Genomic DNA, 16956 nt, shown 5'->3' with positions numbered 1-16956 from the left:
TACGGACAGGCCGGCTTGCGCCGGCGGTGGATTGTCCGTTTACACAAAATTCTGTACACCCTCCACGATGGGGCGTCCGATGATCCAGTTGGGATCGATTGACGATCGCAAGTAGACGTCCCCGATGGTTGAATCGATGGCGTACATCAAACCTGGACCCTCTGAGCCTTCCCAGCTGTAGCCGGACAGACCGCGGAGCGCTCGTTCGAAATGGCCGCTGCTGGTCTTTTCGCGGATTCGGTAGATCTCCTCGATGTCCTCCGTCAGAACCCGCTTCACCTGTCGGTAGTTGGGGTACTGGTCCTTTTCAAGATCGATTGCGACAATGTTTCCGTTGTCGTCATAGCGCATCGCCGTGGTGAACTGGCTGGCGATGATGCGTTTATGGCGCTCCGGCATCGAAGGCTTTGGCGTTGCAATGCCTTTGTCTGCCATCATTATTTTTGCGCGCCAGACTGTGTTCATCCCCGGCTGAACTGGCTCACCCCAGCATCCGTAAAGCAGTTTGGAGAGTCGCTGCGCAAATGTCTTTCTGCCAGCCTTCTTTCTGGCGCTGCTGGCCGACAGATCGCGTCGTTTTCCGGGTGCACCGCACTTGTCCCAACGAGTGCGGAGACTTGTTTTGGTGAGACCAAATGCACACAGAATGGACCATAGTTTGTAGACGTACGACTTGCTGACTTTGTGTTGTTGGGCCGTTTCGCTCACTAGGTGGCCCAGATTCCCGTGAATCAGAATGGATTCCGCGAGTTTCTCGTTATCAAGGAACTGCTCCATCACCCTGCAGCGCTTGTCGAAAGCATTTTGCGCGCTTGGTTGATCAATCGGTTTGTAGTACAGACCGGGAAGCTCAAGGCTAATGGATATCAGCTCGTGTGACTCTATGAGCTCAATAAGATCTTTCCGACAAATCGCGTGCAAGCTACCAACCAACGATTTCTGGGGGATTCTTTTTTTTCGCTTGAGTTTTTGGTCTTCAATGCGAGGTCTGCCCCCTCGTACGTTAATTCGCGGGGACTCTTGCTTGATCAAAACGCAGTAGGTGATGTCACTGGGGGAATCATCGACGACGATCCGAAAAATCCCTTCTGGTAGACCCAGCGCTTCGGTAGTCAGCTTGAACGCTTGGTTGTGCATCAGATGCATGCCGACCTCCGCGCCAGGATTGGGTTGAAAGACACGAACTCTTTCTGCGAAATCAAGCTCAGGGGGTGGTGAGGCCTCCAGCCGCGTCGCAAATCTACTGGGAGCAAACCGCGCCAGATTGACTGCCAAAGTGCCCGCTGCGCTTGATGGCGGTGCGTTTCTCCTCCTAAGAGGTCAGTCAGGTGCTGGACGATGTCAGAGAAGGCATGCCAGGGTGCCGAGCGCACCACTCTGCAAGCCAGCTGGATTTCTGTAACTTTTGCTGGCTCATCAAATCCCCAAGGTGAGCTTCGGCGCAGGGTAAGACCAACACTCTTTTCGTACTGTTCTGGCGTAATGAGCAGCCACTCCACGCCCCGGAGATTCCAATAGGCTTTCTCCAGGCGGAGCAACTCTTTGGCCCGTTTTGTGAGATTGCTGGTCGGTTTGCACGAAACAGCAAGCAGCATCAGACTGCCGCTTTGATTGCGTATGACGAGCAGCAAATCTGTTGTGCTGTTCCATACATGGGTTTCGTCGCCGTCTTTCAGCGCAGGGTGCTTGATACCCAGATTCCCGGCGATCTCTAATGTTCCGGGGAATTGCGTAACGCCACAGCCGATTTGCCACCGAGAGAGATCATGCGAGGCGGAGTCCTGGCTGATCGGAAACTGCTCAGCAAGATCGATCAAGCCTGGAACCAGGCCAGCGAAGTTCAAGCCCCCCCATTCCTGGTCAGACAGAAGCTCCCGCTGTCGATCCATCCAGACGATGAGGTGGGAGCGTCCCTTGCTGGAAGGATCGCCGCGCGAAACTCTGTGCCAGGGGACGTAGTCTGTGTAAGTACCGGTACCTCGGCCTTCTCTCTGAAAGCGTTCGAGGACTTTGGGCGTGAAGCGCTTTTCGGTCCTCATTGCCTCACCTCCAGTTCGGCGAGGTTGAGACAGAGCTGTAGTGCCGGTGTCGCGTGCGGAGGCCTGGTTACGACGTTGACGGGCTCAATGTGCAGATTTGGTACGCCTCGGGAGGCATTGCACAGACGCGTCAATGCCTCACGGCGATTGGTGATTTTTTGCATGGATCTGACCTTATGGTTGTTCGCCTGGTAGGCGCGAACAAAATCCACCACCCGGAGATCAGATCGGTTAATCTAGCGTTGCGAACCGCGAAGACTTCGGTCTGAGCACCCGGACGGCGGGGCTTCTGAAAAGGGGTCCTGCCGTTTCTTATTTCATCGCTAAGCCTCCTTCCAGGAGCTGGGCCCTGATAGTTGTTGCCTGTTCGGGTGAAAGCTGGTGGCTGATACTGGCGATGTCCCTGAGCAATGCAGCCACATGCGTTGGCGTCGCCTTGCCAATCCTTAGCCCCAGCGACTGCCGCTCTAGGGCTGCTAGGTCAGATAAGGCGGTTTGTTCGCTTGCTGACGCCTTGAGAGCCCGTCCTATACTGTGTACGTACCTTTCTGGTGGTGGCGGGCGTCGACCGTTTTCGATTTCACTGATCACCGAAGCCGGCAGCCCAACTACCACCGACAGTTTCCGCTGGCTCAAAAAGGCCCTTTCGCGCAGCTTAAAAAGTAGCGCTCCGAAACTGTTTTCTGTAGATCCAATGAACATGAGGCAGGCTGTTTCTGTTGGATTGTTTGGTGAGAAAGCGGCCGTCAAAACAACCAGTGAAAATACCCGTGAGCCACGTAATAGTCGACAGCAATTTCGATGAAAAAAAGACCGTGGTATTTGCATCTCAGGTTTGTGATGCAGCGCCAAGCCTGATGCGGCTGCCCTCACCTTTGATCTGGTTACCAGTGAAAATGTGGTTCATCTATGGCTGCCGAGACAAGTCCAACCACATCACAACTGCGCTTGGCTGCAGGAGTTAACCATTTCAAGCACCAACTCCTCGGGCGCGAGCATGTGGCTAACTCGCCTCAAGCCGCGCAGGTAATGGCGCGCGTACCTAAGGGGTATGGAGTCCGTGGTGTAGATGCACGAACTTGGTCGAGTTGGTTTTCAGATTCGCCGCCGAGGCCACGGCCTTCAGCGGTGGACTGCCTTGACTTGTGGGCCACGAAAAAGGGATTCGATCGCGTAGCAGGATTCCGTGATGATGGGCATTTTTATCGTGAGCTGATTTCCCAGGGACTCGCGCATGCTCTATTGAGTCCCACGGCAAGTCAGAACCCTGAGATGGCTTTGCGGGTACGAGCAGCTGAATACATGCCTGCCAGTGCTCTGCATCTGCATTTGGATGCATTGGAGATTTCCGGCTTGATGTGCAGAAATGGTGCCGTCCAGAGTGAAACGTTAAAGGAAATTGGCGCTGAACGCATCATGCAGTTGCTGCACGATCGGTGGAACGTGCGGTCTGGATGGATCTTTCCGACGCTCTCTTCAGACTTGTCTCTTCACCTGTCACAAGTGAGCGAAGAGGAAGGTGCTGAGGTCAGGAGGGTTCTTGAACGATTTACACCTAGCGCATTTCCCATCTTGCTGAACAAGACGCCACTTCCTGTGTTTTGCGCGTTTGCTGATCAACGTGACTTGGCGCCCTCCCAAGTGCATCAGACATTGCTGTCAGTTGCGGGAGATAGCCAGTTTCTTCAGGGCGACCGAATGAACGCCTGGTGCATCGACTTGGCGAGTTCCTGCTTGGCACTTCATGCGCTGGCGTGGGCCAAGCAGCCGGTGCGAACTGCCCGCCTTATCGAATCTGAGATGATTTATCTAGCCGCTCTAGAGGCACTCCTGTTCGTCGAACTTGACGAAAATGAACTAGGCGAGCTGATCGGCCAAGTCAATGTAGTAGGGCATTTCGATTGGTCCGCAGATGTCTTCGACACCCTTGTGAGGGCCCGAGAGCACTACCACGTGCGCCTGCAGACATATGGGCTCACCGCAGGCCGAGTTTGGGCAGGAGCCAAGCGCAGCGAATCTACTCAGTCCGCCTTGAATAATTCCGTTTTCAGCTGAGTGCGTCCTACGCTGACCCAATGCGACAACCAGTGCGGTGATAAATGTCTGCATCGACCATTCAATCCGGGTGCAATAAAACCGCAGCGCAACTAGGATCAGGCGCAGGTTGTGCCCTGTACCCACGGGGCGGCTCATGAGAACAGGGCGATGCGCCGCAGAACACGTCCTATTGGCATGTGCGCGTCGGCGTCGGACTGAATGGCGTGGATCTGTGCCATAGTGAGCGGTCCGTCATCCGGCAAATAGGCGGGCAGCTTCTCATTTGCCAGCCTGGCAAGAGCCAAGAGCACAACTTGCCTTTCACTGAGCTTCAGTTCTCTGGCAAGCGCCCGCAACGTCAAGCGTGTGATACCTGAAGTGGTGTCTTGCAAATGAAATTCGAGCGAAAGCTGGTCAGTTGGCGGCTCGGTCATGCTGCACCTTTGATTGACACTGTTCTGGCAGTGTCGTGGGATCAGTCACATCCAGAACACTGCTGCTTCATTCGGAGCTGCTGTGGTTGGAACAGGTTGGTCGCTCAATTGTGGGCGTTACTCACCAGATGTGCAAAACGCCCATCAATTCCGTTGTGAAACCGCAAGTCCCGGCAAGAACTCCACCCCAGTCCGCTTCACCAGTTCCTGATAGCTGATCGGCCTCCCGACCCGCTCCCCCTCCCTGTTCTCCTGCCAATGCGCCCACGCCCGGTTGTCGTACTGGTCGTACACCAGCTTGAACAGGTAGGTCGGAACCCTGACCCCGTTGTCCCCGATGCGAGGACTTTCTGTCGTGAACACCGGCCCGGTGATGACGAACACATCCCCTTTGGCTCTTCGCACGTAGTGCCGTGTGTCCTGCTCTATCCTTGCCCAGGCGCCACCGTTGTGCTGGATGTCCTGCGGCACCATGTTGGCTAGGCTGAAGCTCTGGGCCATGGCTGTCGGCGTCGGCATGTCTCCCGCTGGTGCCATATGCCCTCGGGAGTACCCCGAGCGCTTGTAGTCCTCCAGTTCTGCGCGCTCGCCCCTGGGCAGCCGGGCATCGGCAAAGAACCTGGTTGCACGCCTTTCATCAGCGTCCTCAATGCTGCGCCGGTTCAAGCGCTGTGCCACATAGACGGGCGTCTTGGTTTCGCCGCTGTGCAGGATGGCAAACGCTTCGTAGCACAGCTGCCGCTGCTTGGGTAGTGGCGCCACTACAGGCGGTTGGCCGTTGGCAAAGAACTGAGGGCACTGCGCAAAGCTCGTTGGGTGTCCCGAGGTGCTATCGATGGCTTCCAGCACCGAGACACGGGCCTGGGCGGCATTGGCTGTTGCGAGTGCAAGGATCGCGGTCACGCGCAGCAGGCGCGACCAGGTGGAAGACAGTTTCACTTCAAACGCTTGGTTCATTGCTGTTGGGAATGCACGGCGGGAGTACGCCGTACAGAACAGATTCGCCAGATGGGTCTCTACCCCACCCGCAAGCCATCGGCCGGGAAAGGCCGAAGGAACTCCATGCTGCGGCTCGCGGGAGCCTGCAGCCAGTCGTCGAACTGCTCGGGCTCCAGGACCACCACCATGCGCTTCTCGTCGGTGGGCTTGTGGAACAGATTCATCAGCGGATGCTGGTCGGCATTGATGGTCAGCATGGTGAAGCTATGCACGACCTCACCTCGGGGGGACTTCCACCGATCCCAGAGCCCCGCGATGCCCATGGGCTGGCCATCGGCGCGGCTGATGCGGGTGGGGACGGCCTTGCCGGTGCGCCAGTCCGGCTCGTAGATGGCCATGGCCGGGATGATGCAGTGACGTGCCTGGCGCCAGGCATCCCGGAAGCTGGGCTTGGTGGCCACGGTCTCTGAGCGGGCGTTGTAGGTGTGGCGACCCAGCTTGAGATCGCTGGCCCAGTGCGGCACCAGGCCGTACTGCCCGATCAGGGCCTCATGGGGCGGTACCGCCTCATCGCCCACATCGGCATGCGGGTGCCGACGGATGAAGCTGCCCTGGTAGCAAGGCCACATATCCTCTTTACCCAGTACGGCAGGAGGCTCGGCCTTGAAGACCGCGCGGTAGGCTTCAGGACGCTGAAGACCCTGGTAGTGGCTGCACATGCTCTTTCGCTTTGTGGGGTGTGTCCTTGTCCCCAATCCTTGGGGTCAAACCTGTGGATAGTCGTCTGGATAAGTCCTGCAGGCCACGCCAATGCTGGCCTGCAGCACGGCGCTCAAGCAATAGGCAGAGCATAGCCAGAGTGGCAAGCCCGGGAATTGCCAGTGTGCGGCAGGCGGGAATATACTGTATTTAATCACAGTATTCATGTTTATCCGCCGTTTCCGGCACGCCACCCCATGCTTCCGGTTCTCGATTCTCCCTGCCCAGCCCCTGAGCCCTATGTCCCCGGTCTCTCCGCGCTGGAGATCGACACCAGCGTGCATGCAGGGTTTCCGTCTCCGGCCGAGGATTTTCAGGGGGAGCGCATCGACGTGCTCAAGCACATCGTGCGCCATCCCCAGGCGACCTACACACTGCGGGTGCGGGGCGACTCGATGCGCGACGAGGGGATTTTTCATGGCGACGTGATCTTGGTGGACCGGGCCATCAAGCCGCGCCATGGACTGATCGTCGTGGCCGTGGTCGATGGGGCCTATACCTGCAAGAAGCTGTGGCTGCGCGGCGGCAGGCTCAAGCTACAGGCGGCCAATCCGGCCTTCGAGGACATCATTCCCCAGGAAGGCCAGACCATCGAGGTGTGGGGTGTGGTGCTGGCCAGCGTCAAGCAGTTCAAGACCTGAAACGAAGCTTTGCCATGCACATTCCCGCACGCCGCCGCCCTGAGTTCGATGAAGCAAGGTATTACGAATACCCCGAGCACCTGCGCGCAGCCCTTGCAGACATGCCTGCAGCGCCCGGGGTGTACACCTTCCATGGCGAGGAAGGTGATCTGCCGCTGTACATCGGCAAGAGCATCAACCTGCGCAGCCGTTTGCTGGCCCACCTGCGCACACCCGACGAAGCGCGCATGCTGCGCCAGACCCGGCGCATCAGCCATATCCGCACGGCGGGAGAGATCGGGGCCCTGCTGCTGGAGGCGAAACTGATCAAGGCACTGCACCCGCTGTTCAACCAGAAGCTGCGCCGCAGTCGCCAGCTGTGTGCGCTGCGCATGCACGGTGACCGGCCCGAGGTGGTGTATGCCAAGGACATCCAGTTCGCCACCGAATCCGGCCTGTACGGCCTGTTCAACAGCCACCGGGCGGCCCAGGAAGGACTGCGCAAGCTCGCGGACCAGCACAAGCTCTGCTACGGCGCACTCGGCCTGGAAAAGCTCCCGCCCGGCAAGCCGTGCTTCAGGGCCATGCTGCACCAGTGCGCCGGGGTCTGCCGGGGAGACGAATCGCCGGACGCACACCGCCAGCGCCTCTTCACCGCGCTGCTAGACCTGCAGATCGCCACCTGGCCGTATCCGGGCACGATCGGTCTGGTCGAGCGCTTTACCCCCGAGCGCAGCGAATCGGCACCGCCACCCCATCCCAACGATGTCCAGATCCATGTGCTGCGCCACTGGTGCTACCTGGGCAGCGTGAGCAAACCCGAAGAAGCATCGGCACTGGATTGCGTGGAGGCAGGATTCGACGCCGACGGCTACAAGATCCTGTGCAAGCCGCTGCTCAGCGGATGCTCCGAGATCATTCTGCTGTGACCTCAGGGCAGGACGCTGCCATGTACGCGCTGGTCGATGGCAACAACTTCTACGTCAGCTGTGAACGGGTGTTCCGGCCTGATCTGCAGCACCGGCCCGTCATCGTTCTGAGCAATAACGACGGCTGCGCCATTGCCCGATCGAACGAAGCCAAAGCCCTGGGGGTGCGCATGGGACACCCCTGGCACGAGATTCGGCACCTGGAACACGAGGCGGGCCTGGTGGCCCTATCGGCCAACTTTGCGTTGTACGGGGACATGAGCGACCGCATGGCCAGCCTGGTGGCAGGGCTGGGCCACCGGCAGGAGGTGTACTCCATCGATGAGAGCTTTGTGGACCTCAGTGGCATCCGGGGCGACCTGACAGAGCGAGCCCATGCCATCCGTGCCCGGGTGCTGCAGTGGGTGGGCATACCCTGCGGGATCGGCATTGCACCGACCAAGACCCTGGCCAAGCTGGCCAACCATGTGGCCAAGACGGCCGAACGCAAACCAGGTTCCTACCCTGCAGAACTGGCCCAGGTCTGCAACCTCGCCCAACTGCACCCCGCAGAGCGCGATGCGGTATTGCAAGCCACGGACGTGGCTGAAGTCTGGGGCGTGGGGCGCAAAATTGCAGCCCAGCTCAAGGAGGCTGGCATCGAGACCGTGCTGGACCTGGCACGCCTTGATCTTGCCACTGTGCGCAGGCGCTGGTCCGTGGTGCTGGAGCGCACGGTGCGAGAGCTGCAAGGAATGCCCTGCATTGACTTGGATGATCAACCGCCACCCAAGAAGGAGATCGCCTGCACCCGGTCGTTTGGACAACCCGTCAGTTCGCTCCCGGACCTGGAGCAGGCCGTCAGCACGTTTGCCAGCATGGCAGCGCAGAAGCTGCGCAGGCAGGCAAGCCACACGGCCCATGTATTGGTGTTCATTCATACCAGTCCGTTCCGCAAAGGGCCGCAGTACGCGAGATCCATCACCGTGCCGCTGCTGAGGGCCACCAGTGACACGGTTCCCATCGTCCATGCGACATTGACCGGGCTGCGCCAGATCTACCGGCCAGGCTATGCCTTCATCAAGGCCGGCGTCATGCTGCTGGATTTGCACAGCGCACGCTTGCGGCAAGGGGAACTTGAGTTGGAACCCCTGGATCAGCAGGAAGCGTCCCGTGAGCGGCTGATGGGGGTGGTCGATGAACTCAACCAGCGCTATGGACGCGGGACGGTGAAACTCGCCAGCGCCGGAGTGCAGGTGCCGGGAGAGCGTGCTAGTTGGGCGATGCGGCAGGAGCGCAGGTCACCGGCCTACACGACACGTTGGGACGACATGCTGGAGGTGGGGGATGTGTCTGTCACTTCGCCTCCGATGCCTTCTACTGCTGAACGGGGGCAGACAGGGTGATTGCGTGAGGGTGGAGTTTTGGTTGCGAGAGACGCTTTTGCAGCGGTTGCAGCCGGTCATGCTCGCATCACGACTGACCAATATCGGCGATATAGCGGCCGTACGCAAAGTTCGATAGCTGCAGTTCCGTGAAGCCTCAAGCAAACCAGGAAAAGCTGATCGATGCGTTCAAACGTCCAGAGGTCGCGGGAATGGGAATACCAACGTGAAGCGCGTTCTCCCCTGAGAGGAGTGAGCCGATACAGTCCCCCCATGTGCTTCGACGATGGCTTTGGTAATGGAGAGTCCTAAACCTGCGCCATCTGACCCAGGATGTGTTCTGGAAGGATCGGCACGATAGAAGCGGTCGAACAATCGAGAGAGATCCTTGGGTTCAATCTCTTTGCCTGTATTTTCAACAATCACTTTGATCGCGTCTTCATCTCTCGAAACGTAAATTTGAACATCTCCCTCGTCGGGTGTATGTCGTATCGCATTGGAGAGCAAATTACTTACCGCGCGGCGGAACATCAGTCGATCACCCTGAATGTCACCATCGCCATGCGCACGCAAATCGATTCCTTTTTCCTCGGCGACTGCTTCATAGAACTCTAAAAGTGCCTGCACCTCGGCCGCAGCGGAAAACCGCTCCTTGTGAGGCAGATCCACCCCGCGCTCCGTCTTGGCGAGAAACAACATGTCGGCCACCATTCGGGCCAAGCGCTGTAACTCCTCCGCATTGGACGCGAGTGTGTCGCGGTAGGTATCTGCGTCTCTTTTGGCAGACAGAGTCACCTGGGTCTGCGTGAGAAGATTGCTGATCGGCGTGCGCAGTTCATGCGCCAGATCAGATGAAAAATCCGAGAGGCGCTGGAAGTCTTCTTGCAGCCGATCCAGCATATGGTTGAGTTCTCGCGCCAGATCCGCCATTTCGACAGGGACGGATTCAACGGGCATACGTCCTTCTAGCCGCTGCCCGGTGACCGTGGCAGCCCGTGTCTTCATCGCGCGCAGTGGCGCCATGCCTTGATGAGCGGCCAGCCAGCCCAGCAAGCCACTGATCAGCGTTGCAATGGCAGCATAGATCGCAAGGTTTCGCCGCAAATCCGATAGAAACTGCTTGTGGTGCTCAATATCGATGGCAACAAAGACATCGAGATCTGTTGCCGGTGCGCTCCTCGTGCGAGCCTGAAAATGAATCGCGTGAAATTCGCTTTGACCACTCTTCCATGCTTGGAGAGAGTAGCCGTCCGGAGATGGATGTCCCGAGTGTGAGCGTTCGGGTAAATGGAAACCTGCCGATTGGAAAAGTGTGTTTCCTTGGGAGTCGTTCACTACAGCATAGAGACCATGGTGATGGCTCAAGGCATCTTCCAGTCGCCACTTGGCGTCCTCTGAAGAATTGGCATGGGCCAGAATGCTCTCGATCAGGAGCTTCTTGTCTCTTAGTGCAGCACGGTCCAGTTCCTGAAAATGCCGATCTGTTGCAATCAAGAACAACAGGCCCAATCCAAGCACGACGGCAGCGGCCACCGACGTGAAAAAAGCGGTCAAGCGGCTGGTGAGTGAAAAGCGGCGTAGCACTCACTGTTCCTCGGGCGCTTCCAGAACGTAGCCCATGCCACGTACCGTTTTGATCAGTTTGACATCCTGTCCTTCGTCGATTTTGATGCGCAGGCGGCGCATGGCGACCTCGATCACATTGGTGTCGCTGTCGAAATTCATGTCCCACACCTGCGAGGCAATCAATGAACGCGGCAACACTTCGCCGCTGCGCCGCATCAATAACTCCAGAAGGCCGAATTCCTTGGCGGTCAGGTCGATGCGTTTGCCGGCGCGGGTGACGCGGCGCCGAAGCAAGTCCAGTTCCAAGTCTGCCACGCTCAGCGTTGTGCTCTCCGTTCCGCTGCGCCCGCGCCGCAGGATGGTTCGCACGCGCGCCAACAGTTCGGCGAACGAGAACGGTTTGACCAGATAGTCATCGGCGCCCAGTTCCAAACCCTTCACCCGGTCCTCTACTTGGTCTCTGGCGGTGAGAAACATTGCTGGCATCTGCAATCCATGCTGTCGCATCGACTGCAAAATTTGCCAGCCGCTGAGTCCGGGCAACATGACATCGAGGATCACCAGGTCGTACTTTCCCTGCAGCGCCAAGTGCAGGCCATCGATGCCGTTGGAAGCCAGATCAACGACGAAGCCGGCCTCGCCAAGGCCTTGGCACAGGTACTCCCCGGTCTTGGGCTCGTCCTCAACGATCAGTATCCTCACAGTCGCCCTCCACTCGGTTGCGTGTCGATAGTTTGACCAGGTTTTCTGCATCTGACATGTAGATAACAAAGATGTAATTTGGCGCACAGCTTTGTGTCAGGGACATCTCTCAAGAATCTCGCCTATGAACACAGAGATGCACCGTGGGTTGTCCGGGCGGCGCCCCACCTCTCTACGCCGGTCGGTTGCGAAGCTCCCTTGGATGCTTGCATGGGTGGCCGCGGCTGTATCGGCGCAGCCCTCTTCGACCGACCCAGCCCACACATTGGATTCGGTGTCCGGGGAACTGGAATACGTTTCCGAGCTCGGTAAATACCAGCCCTATGCCGATCCGCCCCTGCGGTCCTGGCGCGAGGCAAATGATCAAGTCGGGCGAATCGGGGGCTGGCGTTCCTACGCCAAGGAAGCGGCTGCGAAGAGATCCAATGAAGAGCCGACGCCCACTAACTCCCGTACCAACTCCAGTGAAAAGGAGCGGCCGTGATGTGGATTCGGTTCCTGGAGCACAGAGCAATCTTGGCCGGTTCAGCGATTGCAATTCTCTCTGGCTGCGCCAGCATGAGCCCTGAACAGAGCATTGACCGAATAAACAATGACGTAGCGGCTTTCGTCGATGGCCAACTGGTGTTGGCTCGCAGTGCGGAAGAACGTCAACAGCGCGCTGAAGCCGCCCACAAGCTCCTGTCGGCTCCTCTTGGCCAAAAAGAGGCGGTCGGCTTGGCCTTGGTGAACAGCCAAGCATTGCAGACATTGCTGGCTCAAGGATGGGTCCAGTCCGCCGAGGCAGTGCAGTCAGGGCGAATCGCCAACCCTGTGTTTGGCTTCGAGCGCATGGTTGCGGGTAGCGAGCTGGAGGTGGGACGGGCGCTGTCCTTTGGCCTGCTGGACCTGATGACTCTTCCCGCGCGTCAGCAGATTGCATCCACGCGACTGGAGCAGGCACGGTTGCGCTTGGCCGGTGAAGTCGTGGACCACATCACCCGTGTTCGACAGGCGTGGGTGCGCGCGGTCGCCGCGCGGCAAATTCATCAATATGCCCAGCAGGTGTTTCAAAGTGCTGAAGCCAGTGCCGAATTGGCCCGTCGGATGCAATCCGTAGGCAACTTCAGCCGCCTCAGCCGTGCCCGTGAGCAGGTTTTTTACGCTGATGCAGCCACGCGTCTGGCCACAGCAAGGCACCAGGCAATTTCCAGCCGAGAAGAGTTGATCCGCTTGCTCGGTCTGGATGCATCGCAGGCTCAATTGCTTCAGCTTCCTGATCGGTTGCCCGATCTGCCACGGCAAGCGCTGGAACCGCAGGCGGTCGGTGCCTTGGCAACCCGGGCGCGCTTGGATATCCGCCTTGCCCAAAGTGCTCTGGATGCCGCTGGCAAGGCGCAGCGCCTGAATGTCGTCACCAGCATGACGGACATCGAAATGGCGGTCCGCCGTGATACCCAGTTCGACAATGCGGCAGGTGCCCGTTCCAATTCCCGTGGTTATGAAATTGGTATCCGCCTGCCTCTCTTTGATTGGGGAGGCATGCAGCGCGATGCCTGGAATGCGCGAACGCTGGCGGCCGCCAACCAGCTTGAAGCGACGGTGCGCTCGGCGGCCTCGAATTTGCGAGAGAACTATTCGGCCTACAGAACCGCGTTCGATATAGCCCGCCATCACCGAGACGAGGTCATTCCATTGCGCAAGCTGATCTCAGAGGAAAACCAGCTTCGCTACAACGGAATGATCATTGGCGTGTTCGAGTTGCTGGCCGATGCACGCGAGCAGATCAATACCGTCATGGCGGCAATCAATGCGGAGCAGCAGTTCTGGCTGGCGGACGCGGCACTTCAGGCTTCGCTGATCGGCCGCCCCGCCAATGTCTCGCTATCTGCAGCTCCCCCCGCATCCAGCGGCGGTGGCGAAGCCCACTGAGCACCAGGTGCAAGCAATGACATCCAGAAGAGATTTTTTCAAGTTTGCCGGTATCGCGGGTGGCGCTGTCGCAGCCAGCGCGGTCAGCCGCGTGGCCATGGCGGGACTGCCAGAGCCAGTCATCCAGGGCTCGGCGCAGACCATGGCCCCATTGGTGCCCAATAGCGGCCGCCCCTACAACCCCGTCGTGACCTTGAACGGATGGACGCTTCCTTGGAGGATGAACCAGGGTGTCAAGGAATTCCACCTGGTCGCCGAACCCGTGGTGCGCGAGATGGCGCCGGGCTTCAAGGCCCATCTGTGGGGCTACAACGGCCAAAGCCCGGGTCCCACCATCGAGGTGGTGGAGGGTGACCGTGTGCGGATCTTCGTCACCAACAAGCTGCCCGAGCACACCAGTATCCACTGGCACGGACAGCGCCTGCCCAGTGGCATGGATGGCGTGGCCGGGTTGACCCAACCTGCAATCCAGCCAGGAAAGACGTTCGTGTACGAGTTCGTGGCGAGGCGTCCAGGGACCTTCATGTACCACCCCCATGCGGATGAAATGACGCAGATGGCCATGGGGATGATGGGTTTCTGGGTCACCCATCCCAAGTCCAGGCACCCGCTGATCGACGAGGTGCAGCGGGACTTTTGCTTCTTGCTCAATGCCTTCGACATCGACCCCGGCAGCTACACGCCCAAGACGATGACCATGCTGGATTTCAATCTCTGGGCCTGGAACAGCCGCATTTTTCCCGGCATTGAATCGCTCAATGTGCGCTTGAACGACAAGGTGCGCATCCGCATCGGCAATCTGACGATGACAAACCATCCCATTCATGTCCACGGTCATGAGTTCGTGGTGACGGGCACCGATGGTGGCCCTACGCCGAAAAGCGCGCGTTGGCCTGAGGTAACGACGGATATCGCCGTCGGCCAGATGCGCCAGATCGAGTTCATCGCCGATGAGGAAGGCGACTGGGCATTCCATTGCCACAAGAGCCACCACACCATGAACGCGATGGGCCACGATGTTCCGAACCTGATCGGAGTTGACCACCGTGGAGTGGTAGGAAAGATCTCCAGCCTGATCCCGGACTACATGGTGATGGGCGAGCGTGGCATGGCGGACATGACCGAGATGGAGATGCCGATCCCCGACAACACCGTACCGATGATGACCGGCGAAGGCCCCTTTGGCTCCGTCGAAATGGGAGGCATGTTCAGCGTGTTGAAGGTACGCCGAGATCAAAAGCCTGGCGACTACAAGGACCCAGGCTGGTTCAAGCACCCAGAAGGCACTGTCGCCCACGAGTACCAAGGCCCCATGACCGAACCCGCACGGTTCAAGGCCGAAGGCGGGCAGTCCATGCGCCGAATCCAAGACTCCAGCAAGCCCGCCGAGGTCCAGGTGCGTAAACCCACTTCGCACCTTGGCCACTGACAAGCTAACCCTAGATGGATGAATCCAATGAAAAACACAAGCAACACAACTCCCAAGATCATCGCGCTGCTGCTGTGTGCTGCCGCTGGTTTCGCCCATGCCAGCGATAGCCATTCCGGCGAACACAGTCACGGCGCCAATGAAACCGCGCTCGGCAGGCCCGGCACGGCCGCGAAAGTCACCCACACGATCACCGTCAACATGAGTGACGACATGCGGTTCACGCCCTCCGCCATCCAGGTCGACAAGAACGACACAGTGCGTTTCATCGTCAAGAACCAAGGCCAGGTCAAGCACGAGCTGAGCCTGGGCACCGAGCAGGACCTGCTGAAACATCTGGAGGCCATGAAAAAGTACCCTGACATGGAGCACGACGAACCAGGAAAGGTGACGCTTGCACCAGGAAAGCAAGGCGAGATCGTTTGGCAATTCACTCGGCCTGGGTTTGCGAACTTCGCCTGCCTGATGCCGGGTCACTACGAGGCTGGCATGAAGGGCTTGATCAAGGTGGCCCAGAAGTAATGCACTCCAAGAATAAGGAATCATCCATGCGAGAGATGAATTCACCCTCAAGACCCATGCGCCGCGTTTTCCTGCTGGGCATGCTGGCCCTTGGCGCGACCTCCCTGCCTGCTGCGGCCAATCCCCGGGCAACGGCCCTGCAGGTCTGGAAGGACCCCCACTGCGGCTGCTGCAAAGACTGGATCGTGCACATGGAACAGAGCGGCTTTCGCGCCAGCGTGGCCGACGATGGGAACGACGCGGCGCGTGCCCGGCTGGGTGTGGCACAAAAATTCGCGTCCTGCCATACCGCATTGGTGCAGGGCTATGTCATCGAAGGCCATGTGCCCGTGGCCGACATCCTGCGCCTTCTGAAGGAAAAGCCCAAGGCGCTTGGTCTGGCCGTTCCGGGCATGCCCATCGGTTCGCCCGGCATGGATGGACCGGCCTACGGCGGGCGCCAGGACGCCTACCAGGTACTGCTGATCCAGAAGGACGGCTCGGCGCAAGTCTTCACATCGTACAAAGGAAAAGCATGAACCTCTTTACACATTTTCTCGTTGCCTCGGCCATCGCTGCGGGCTCCCTGCTGCCCGTGGGCAGCTTCGCCCAGGCCACTGCGGAACACGACCACAACCATGCGTCGGCATCCGCCACCGCCCCCCTGACCGAAGGCGAGGTCAGGAAGGTGGACCTGGAGTCCGCCAAGGTCACGATCAAGCATGGAGAAATCAAAAACCTCGACATGCCGGCCATGACCATGGTGTTCACGGTCCGGGACAAGGGTGCGCTGAGCGCCGTCAAACCGGGCGACAAGATCAGGTTCGTGGCGCAGAGCGAGGGCGGAAAGCTGATCGTCACCGACATTCAGCCGCTCCGCTAAGAACACGCTGCATTCGCGTGCCATTGCCGCGCGCTCAACCCTTCCAGGGATGGCCACGGTAATTTCAACCAGGACAGGAGAGAACCATGATCCATATTCGCAACACCCTGATCGGTATCTGCGTGGCAACGGCATCGCTGGGCGCGCTCGCCCAAGGCACCGAAGAGCACAAGGAACACCATCCGGAAGGCGCGGCGCCCGCTGCAGCGGCCAAGAAGGCCCCGGGCCAATCCATGGGTGCAGAAAAAATGGCTGCCATGGACCAGCGCATGAAGGACATGCAGGCGATGCACGAAAAAATGATGTCCGCCAAAACGCCCGAAGAACGTCAAGCACTGATGGCCGAGCACATGAAGATGATGCAGGACGGCATGGCCATGATGAAGCAGATGGGTGGCATGTCCAAGATGGCTGGAATGCAGGGCGGTAAAGGCATGAGCGGCATGACCGATCGCCAGCAAATGATGGAAAAGCGCATGGACATGATGGAGTCCATGATGCAGATGATGATGGATCGCATGCAGTCACCCATGGCACCTGCGGCCAAGTAAGGGGTCAACATGAGCCACAACCACGCCCCTCATCAGATACCGGGACAGCACACCCAGAAAGATGGGAGCTTTTGGCGTTCCCGGTATTCCATCGGGCTCCTGGTGATCGGGGCTGTTGCTGGCTACTTTCTATGGACCGAACATCGCGCCCACCTGTCGCAATGGTGGCCCTACGCGATTTTGTTGCTTTGTCCGTTGATGCACGTTTTCATGCACGGCGGACATGGCGGACATGGAGGCCATGTGGACTCGGAGTCCCCTCGGCAGGATGAAAACTCTCACAGGAGTTAGG

Annotated in this window: 19 protein-coding genes; 11 read left to right on the top strand and 8 right to left on the bottom strand. The window is 58.9% G+C overall.

Annotated features, from left to right (window positions below):
* Positions 1-39: 39 nt before the first annotated feature.
* The 3 genes from MJ602_RS16200 to MJ602_RS16190 form a co-directional block, all read right to left on the bottom strand.
* Positions 40-1146 (bottom strand): hypothetical protein, encoded by a 1107-nt coding sequence (locus tag MJ602_RS16200; protein WP_243021802.1) that lies wholly within the window; start codon positions 1144-1146, stop codon positions 40-42.
* Complete coding sequence (locus tag MJ602_RS16195; protein WP_243021801.1) at positions 1137-2039, bottom strand: TnsA endonuclease N-terminal domain-containing protein; 903 nt, start codon at positions 2037-2039, stop codon at positions 1137-1139. Before MJ602_RS16195 ends, MJ602_RS16200 begins: the two co-directional genes overlap by 10 nt.
* Before the next feature lie 312 nt (positions 2040-2351).
* Entirely contained in the window at positions 2352-2741 is a 390-nt protein-coding gene (locus MJ602_RS16190) for a helix-turn-helix domain-containing protein (protein WP_243021800.1), read from the bottom strand.
* 441 nt (positions 2742-3182) lie between these two features.
* Here MJ602_RS16190 and MJ602_RS16185 point away from each other — a divergent pair, with 441 nt between their 5' ends.
* On the top strand, positions 3183-4094 hold the full coding sequence (locus MJ602_RS16185; RefSeq protein WP_243021799.1) for a hypothetical protein: 912 nt from the start codon (positions 3183-3185) through the stop codon (positions 4092-4094).
* Between the two features lie 134 nt (positions 4095-4228).
* Here MJ602_RS16185 and MJ602_RS16180 read toward each other — a convergent pair whose 3' ends face one another.
* The 3 genes from MJ602_RS16180 to MJ602_RS16170 all read right to left on the bottom strand — a co-directional run bounded on the left by MJ602_RS16180 (position 4229) and on the right by MJ602_RS16170 (position 6168).
* Positions 4229-4510 (bottom strand): hypothetical protein, encoded by a 282-nt coding sequence (locus MJ602_RS16180; protein ID WP_243021798.1) that lies wholly within the window; start codon positions 4508-4510, stop codon positions 4229-4231.
* A 144-nt stretch (positions 4511-4654) separates the two neighbouring features.
* The gene (locus tag MJ602_RS16175; RefSeq protein ID WP_243021797.1) at positions 4655-5467 is read right to left on the bottom strand and encodes a DNA/RNA non-specific endonuclease; all 813 of its coding nucleotides are present in this window, start codon (positions 5465-5467) and stop codon (positions 4655-4657) included.
* Positions 5468-5526: 59 nt separating this feature from the next.
* The gene (locus MJ602_RS16170) at positions 5527-6168 is read right to left on the bottom strand and encodes an SOS response-associated peptidase (protein ID WP_162015155.1); all 642 of its coding nucleotides are present in this window, start codon (positions 6166-6168) and stop codon (positions 5527-5529) included.
* A gap of 237 nt (positions 6169-6405) precedes the next feature.
* On the opposite strand from MJ602_RS16170, the gene MJ602_RS16165 reads away from it, so the two are divergent.
* Genes MJ602_RS16165 through MJ602_RS16155 form a run of 3 tightly spaced genes read left to right on the top strand, consistent with a single transcriptional unit; the run spans position 6406 to position 9142 of the window.
* Complete coding sequence (locus MJ602_RS16165; RefSeq protein WP_162015154.1) at positions 6406-6849, top strand: LexA family protein; 444 nt, start codon at positions 6406-6408, stop codon at positions 6847-6849.
* Positions 6850-6863: 14 nt separating this feature from the next.
* The gene (gene cho, locus MJ602_RS16160; protein ID WP_243021796.1) at positions 6864-7757 is read left to right on the top strand and encodes an excinuclease Cho; all 894 of its coding nucleotides are present in this window, start codon (positions 6864-6866) and stop codon (positions 7755-7757) included.
* A gap of 20 nt (positions 7758-7777) precedes the next feature.
* Positions 7778-9142 (top strand): Y-family DNA polymerase, encoded by a 1365-nt coding sequence (locus MJ602_RS16155; protein WP_243021795.1) that lies wholly within the window; start codon positions 7778-7780, stop codon positions 9140-9142.
* A gap of 168 nt (positions 9143-9310) precedes the next feature.
* Here MJ602_RS16155 and MJ602_RS16150 read toward each other — a convergent pair whose 3' ends face one another.
* Both MJ602_RS16150 and MJ602_RS16145 read right to left on the bottom strand, forming a co-directional pair.
* On the bottom strand, positions 9311-10705 hold the full coding sequence (locus MJ602_RS16150; RefSeq protein ID WP_243021794.1) for a heavy metal sensor histidine kinase: 1395 nt from the start codon (positions 10703-10705) through the stop codon (positions 9311-9313).
* Entirely contained in the window at positions 10706-11389 is a 684-nt protein-coding gene (locus MJ602_RS16145; protein WP_243021793.1) for a heavy metal response regulator transcription factor, read from the bottom strand.
* 558 nt (positions 11390-11947) lie between these two features.
* On the opposite strand from MJ602_RS16145, the gene MJ602_RS16140 reads away from it, so the two are divergent.
* The 7 genes from MJ602_RS16140 (at position 11948) to MJ602_RS16110 (ending at position 16955) form a co-directional block, all read left to right on the top strand.
* Positions 11948-13300 (top strand): TolC family protein, encoded by a 1353-nt coding sequence (locus MJ602_RS16140; RefSeq protein ID WP_243021792.1) that lies wholly within the window; start codon positions 11948-11950, stop codon positions 13298-13300.
* Between the two features lie 16 nt (positions 13301-13316).
* The gene (locus MJ602_RS16135) at positions 13317-14729 is read left to right on the top strand and encodes a multicopper oxidase family protein (RefSeq protein WP_243021791.1); all 1413 of its coding nucleotides are present in this window, start codon (positions 13317-13319) and stop codon (positions 14727-14729) included.
* Between the two features lie 27 nt (positions 14730-14756).
* Positions 14757-15251: a cupredoxin domain-containing protein gene (locus MJ602_RS16130; RefSeq protein ID WP_243021790.1), complete on the top strand. Its 495-nt coding sequence runs from the start codon at positions 14757-14759 to the stop codon at positions 15249-15251.
* Positions 15252-15307: 56 nt separating this feature from the next.
* The gene (locus MJ602_RS16125; RefSeq protein ID WP_243021789.1) at positions 15308-15769 is read left to right on the top strand and encodes a DUF411 domain-containing protein; all 462 of its coding nucleotides are present in this window, start codon (positions 15308-15310) and stop codon (positions 15767-15769) included.
* Positions 15766-16113: a copper-binding protein gene (locus MJ602_RS16120; protein WP_243021788.1), complete on the top strand. Its 348-nt coding sequence runs from the start codon at positions 15766-15768 to the stop codon at positions 16111-16113. Before MJ602_RS16125 ends, MJ602_RS16120 begins: the two co-directional genes overlap by 4 nt.
* A gap of 86 nt (positions 16114-16199) precedes the next feature.
* Positions 16200-16664, top strand: a complete 465-nt coding sequence (locus MJ602_RS16115; RefSeq protein WP_243021787.1) for an EMC3/TMCO1 family protein — start codon at positions 16200-16202, stop codon at positions 16662-16664.
* A 9-nt stretch (positions 16665-16673) separates the two neighbouring features.
* Positions 16674-16955 (top strand): DUF2933 domain-containing protein, encoded by a 282-nt coding sequence (locus MJ602_RS16110; RefSeq protein WP_243021786.1) that lies wholly within the window; start codon positions 16674-16676, stop codon positions 16953-16955.
* Position 16956 lies beyond the last annotated feature (1 nt).

It is taken from the genome of Simplicispira sedimenti (genome assembly GCF_022760965.1).
Lineage (GTDB): Bacteria > Pseudomonadota > Gammaproteobacteria > Burkholderiales > Burkholderiaceae_C > Simplicispira > Simplicispira sedimenti.
The sequence above is the reverse complement of the archived record's forward strand: the minus strand, read 5'-3'. Positions and strand labels throughout refer to the sequence as shown.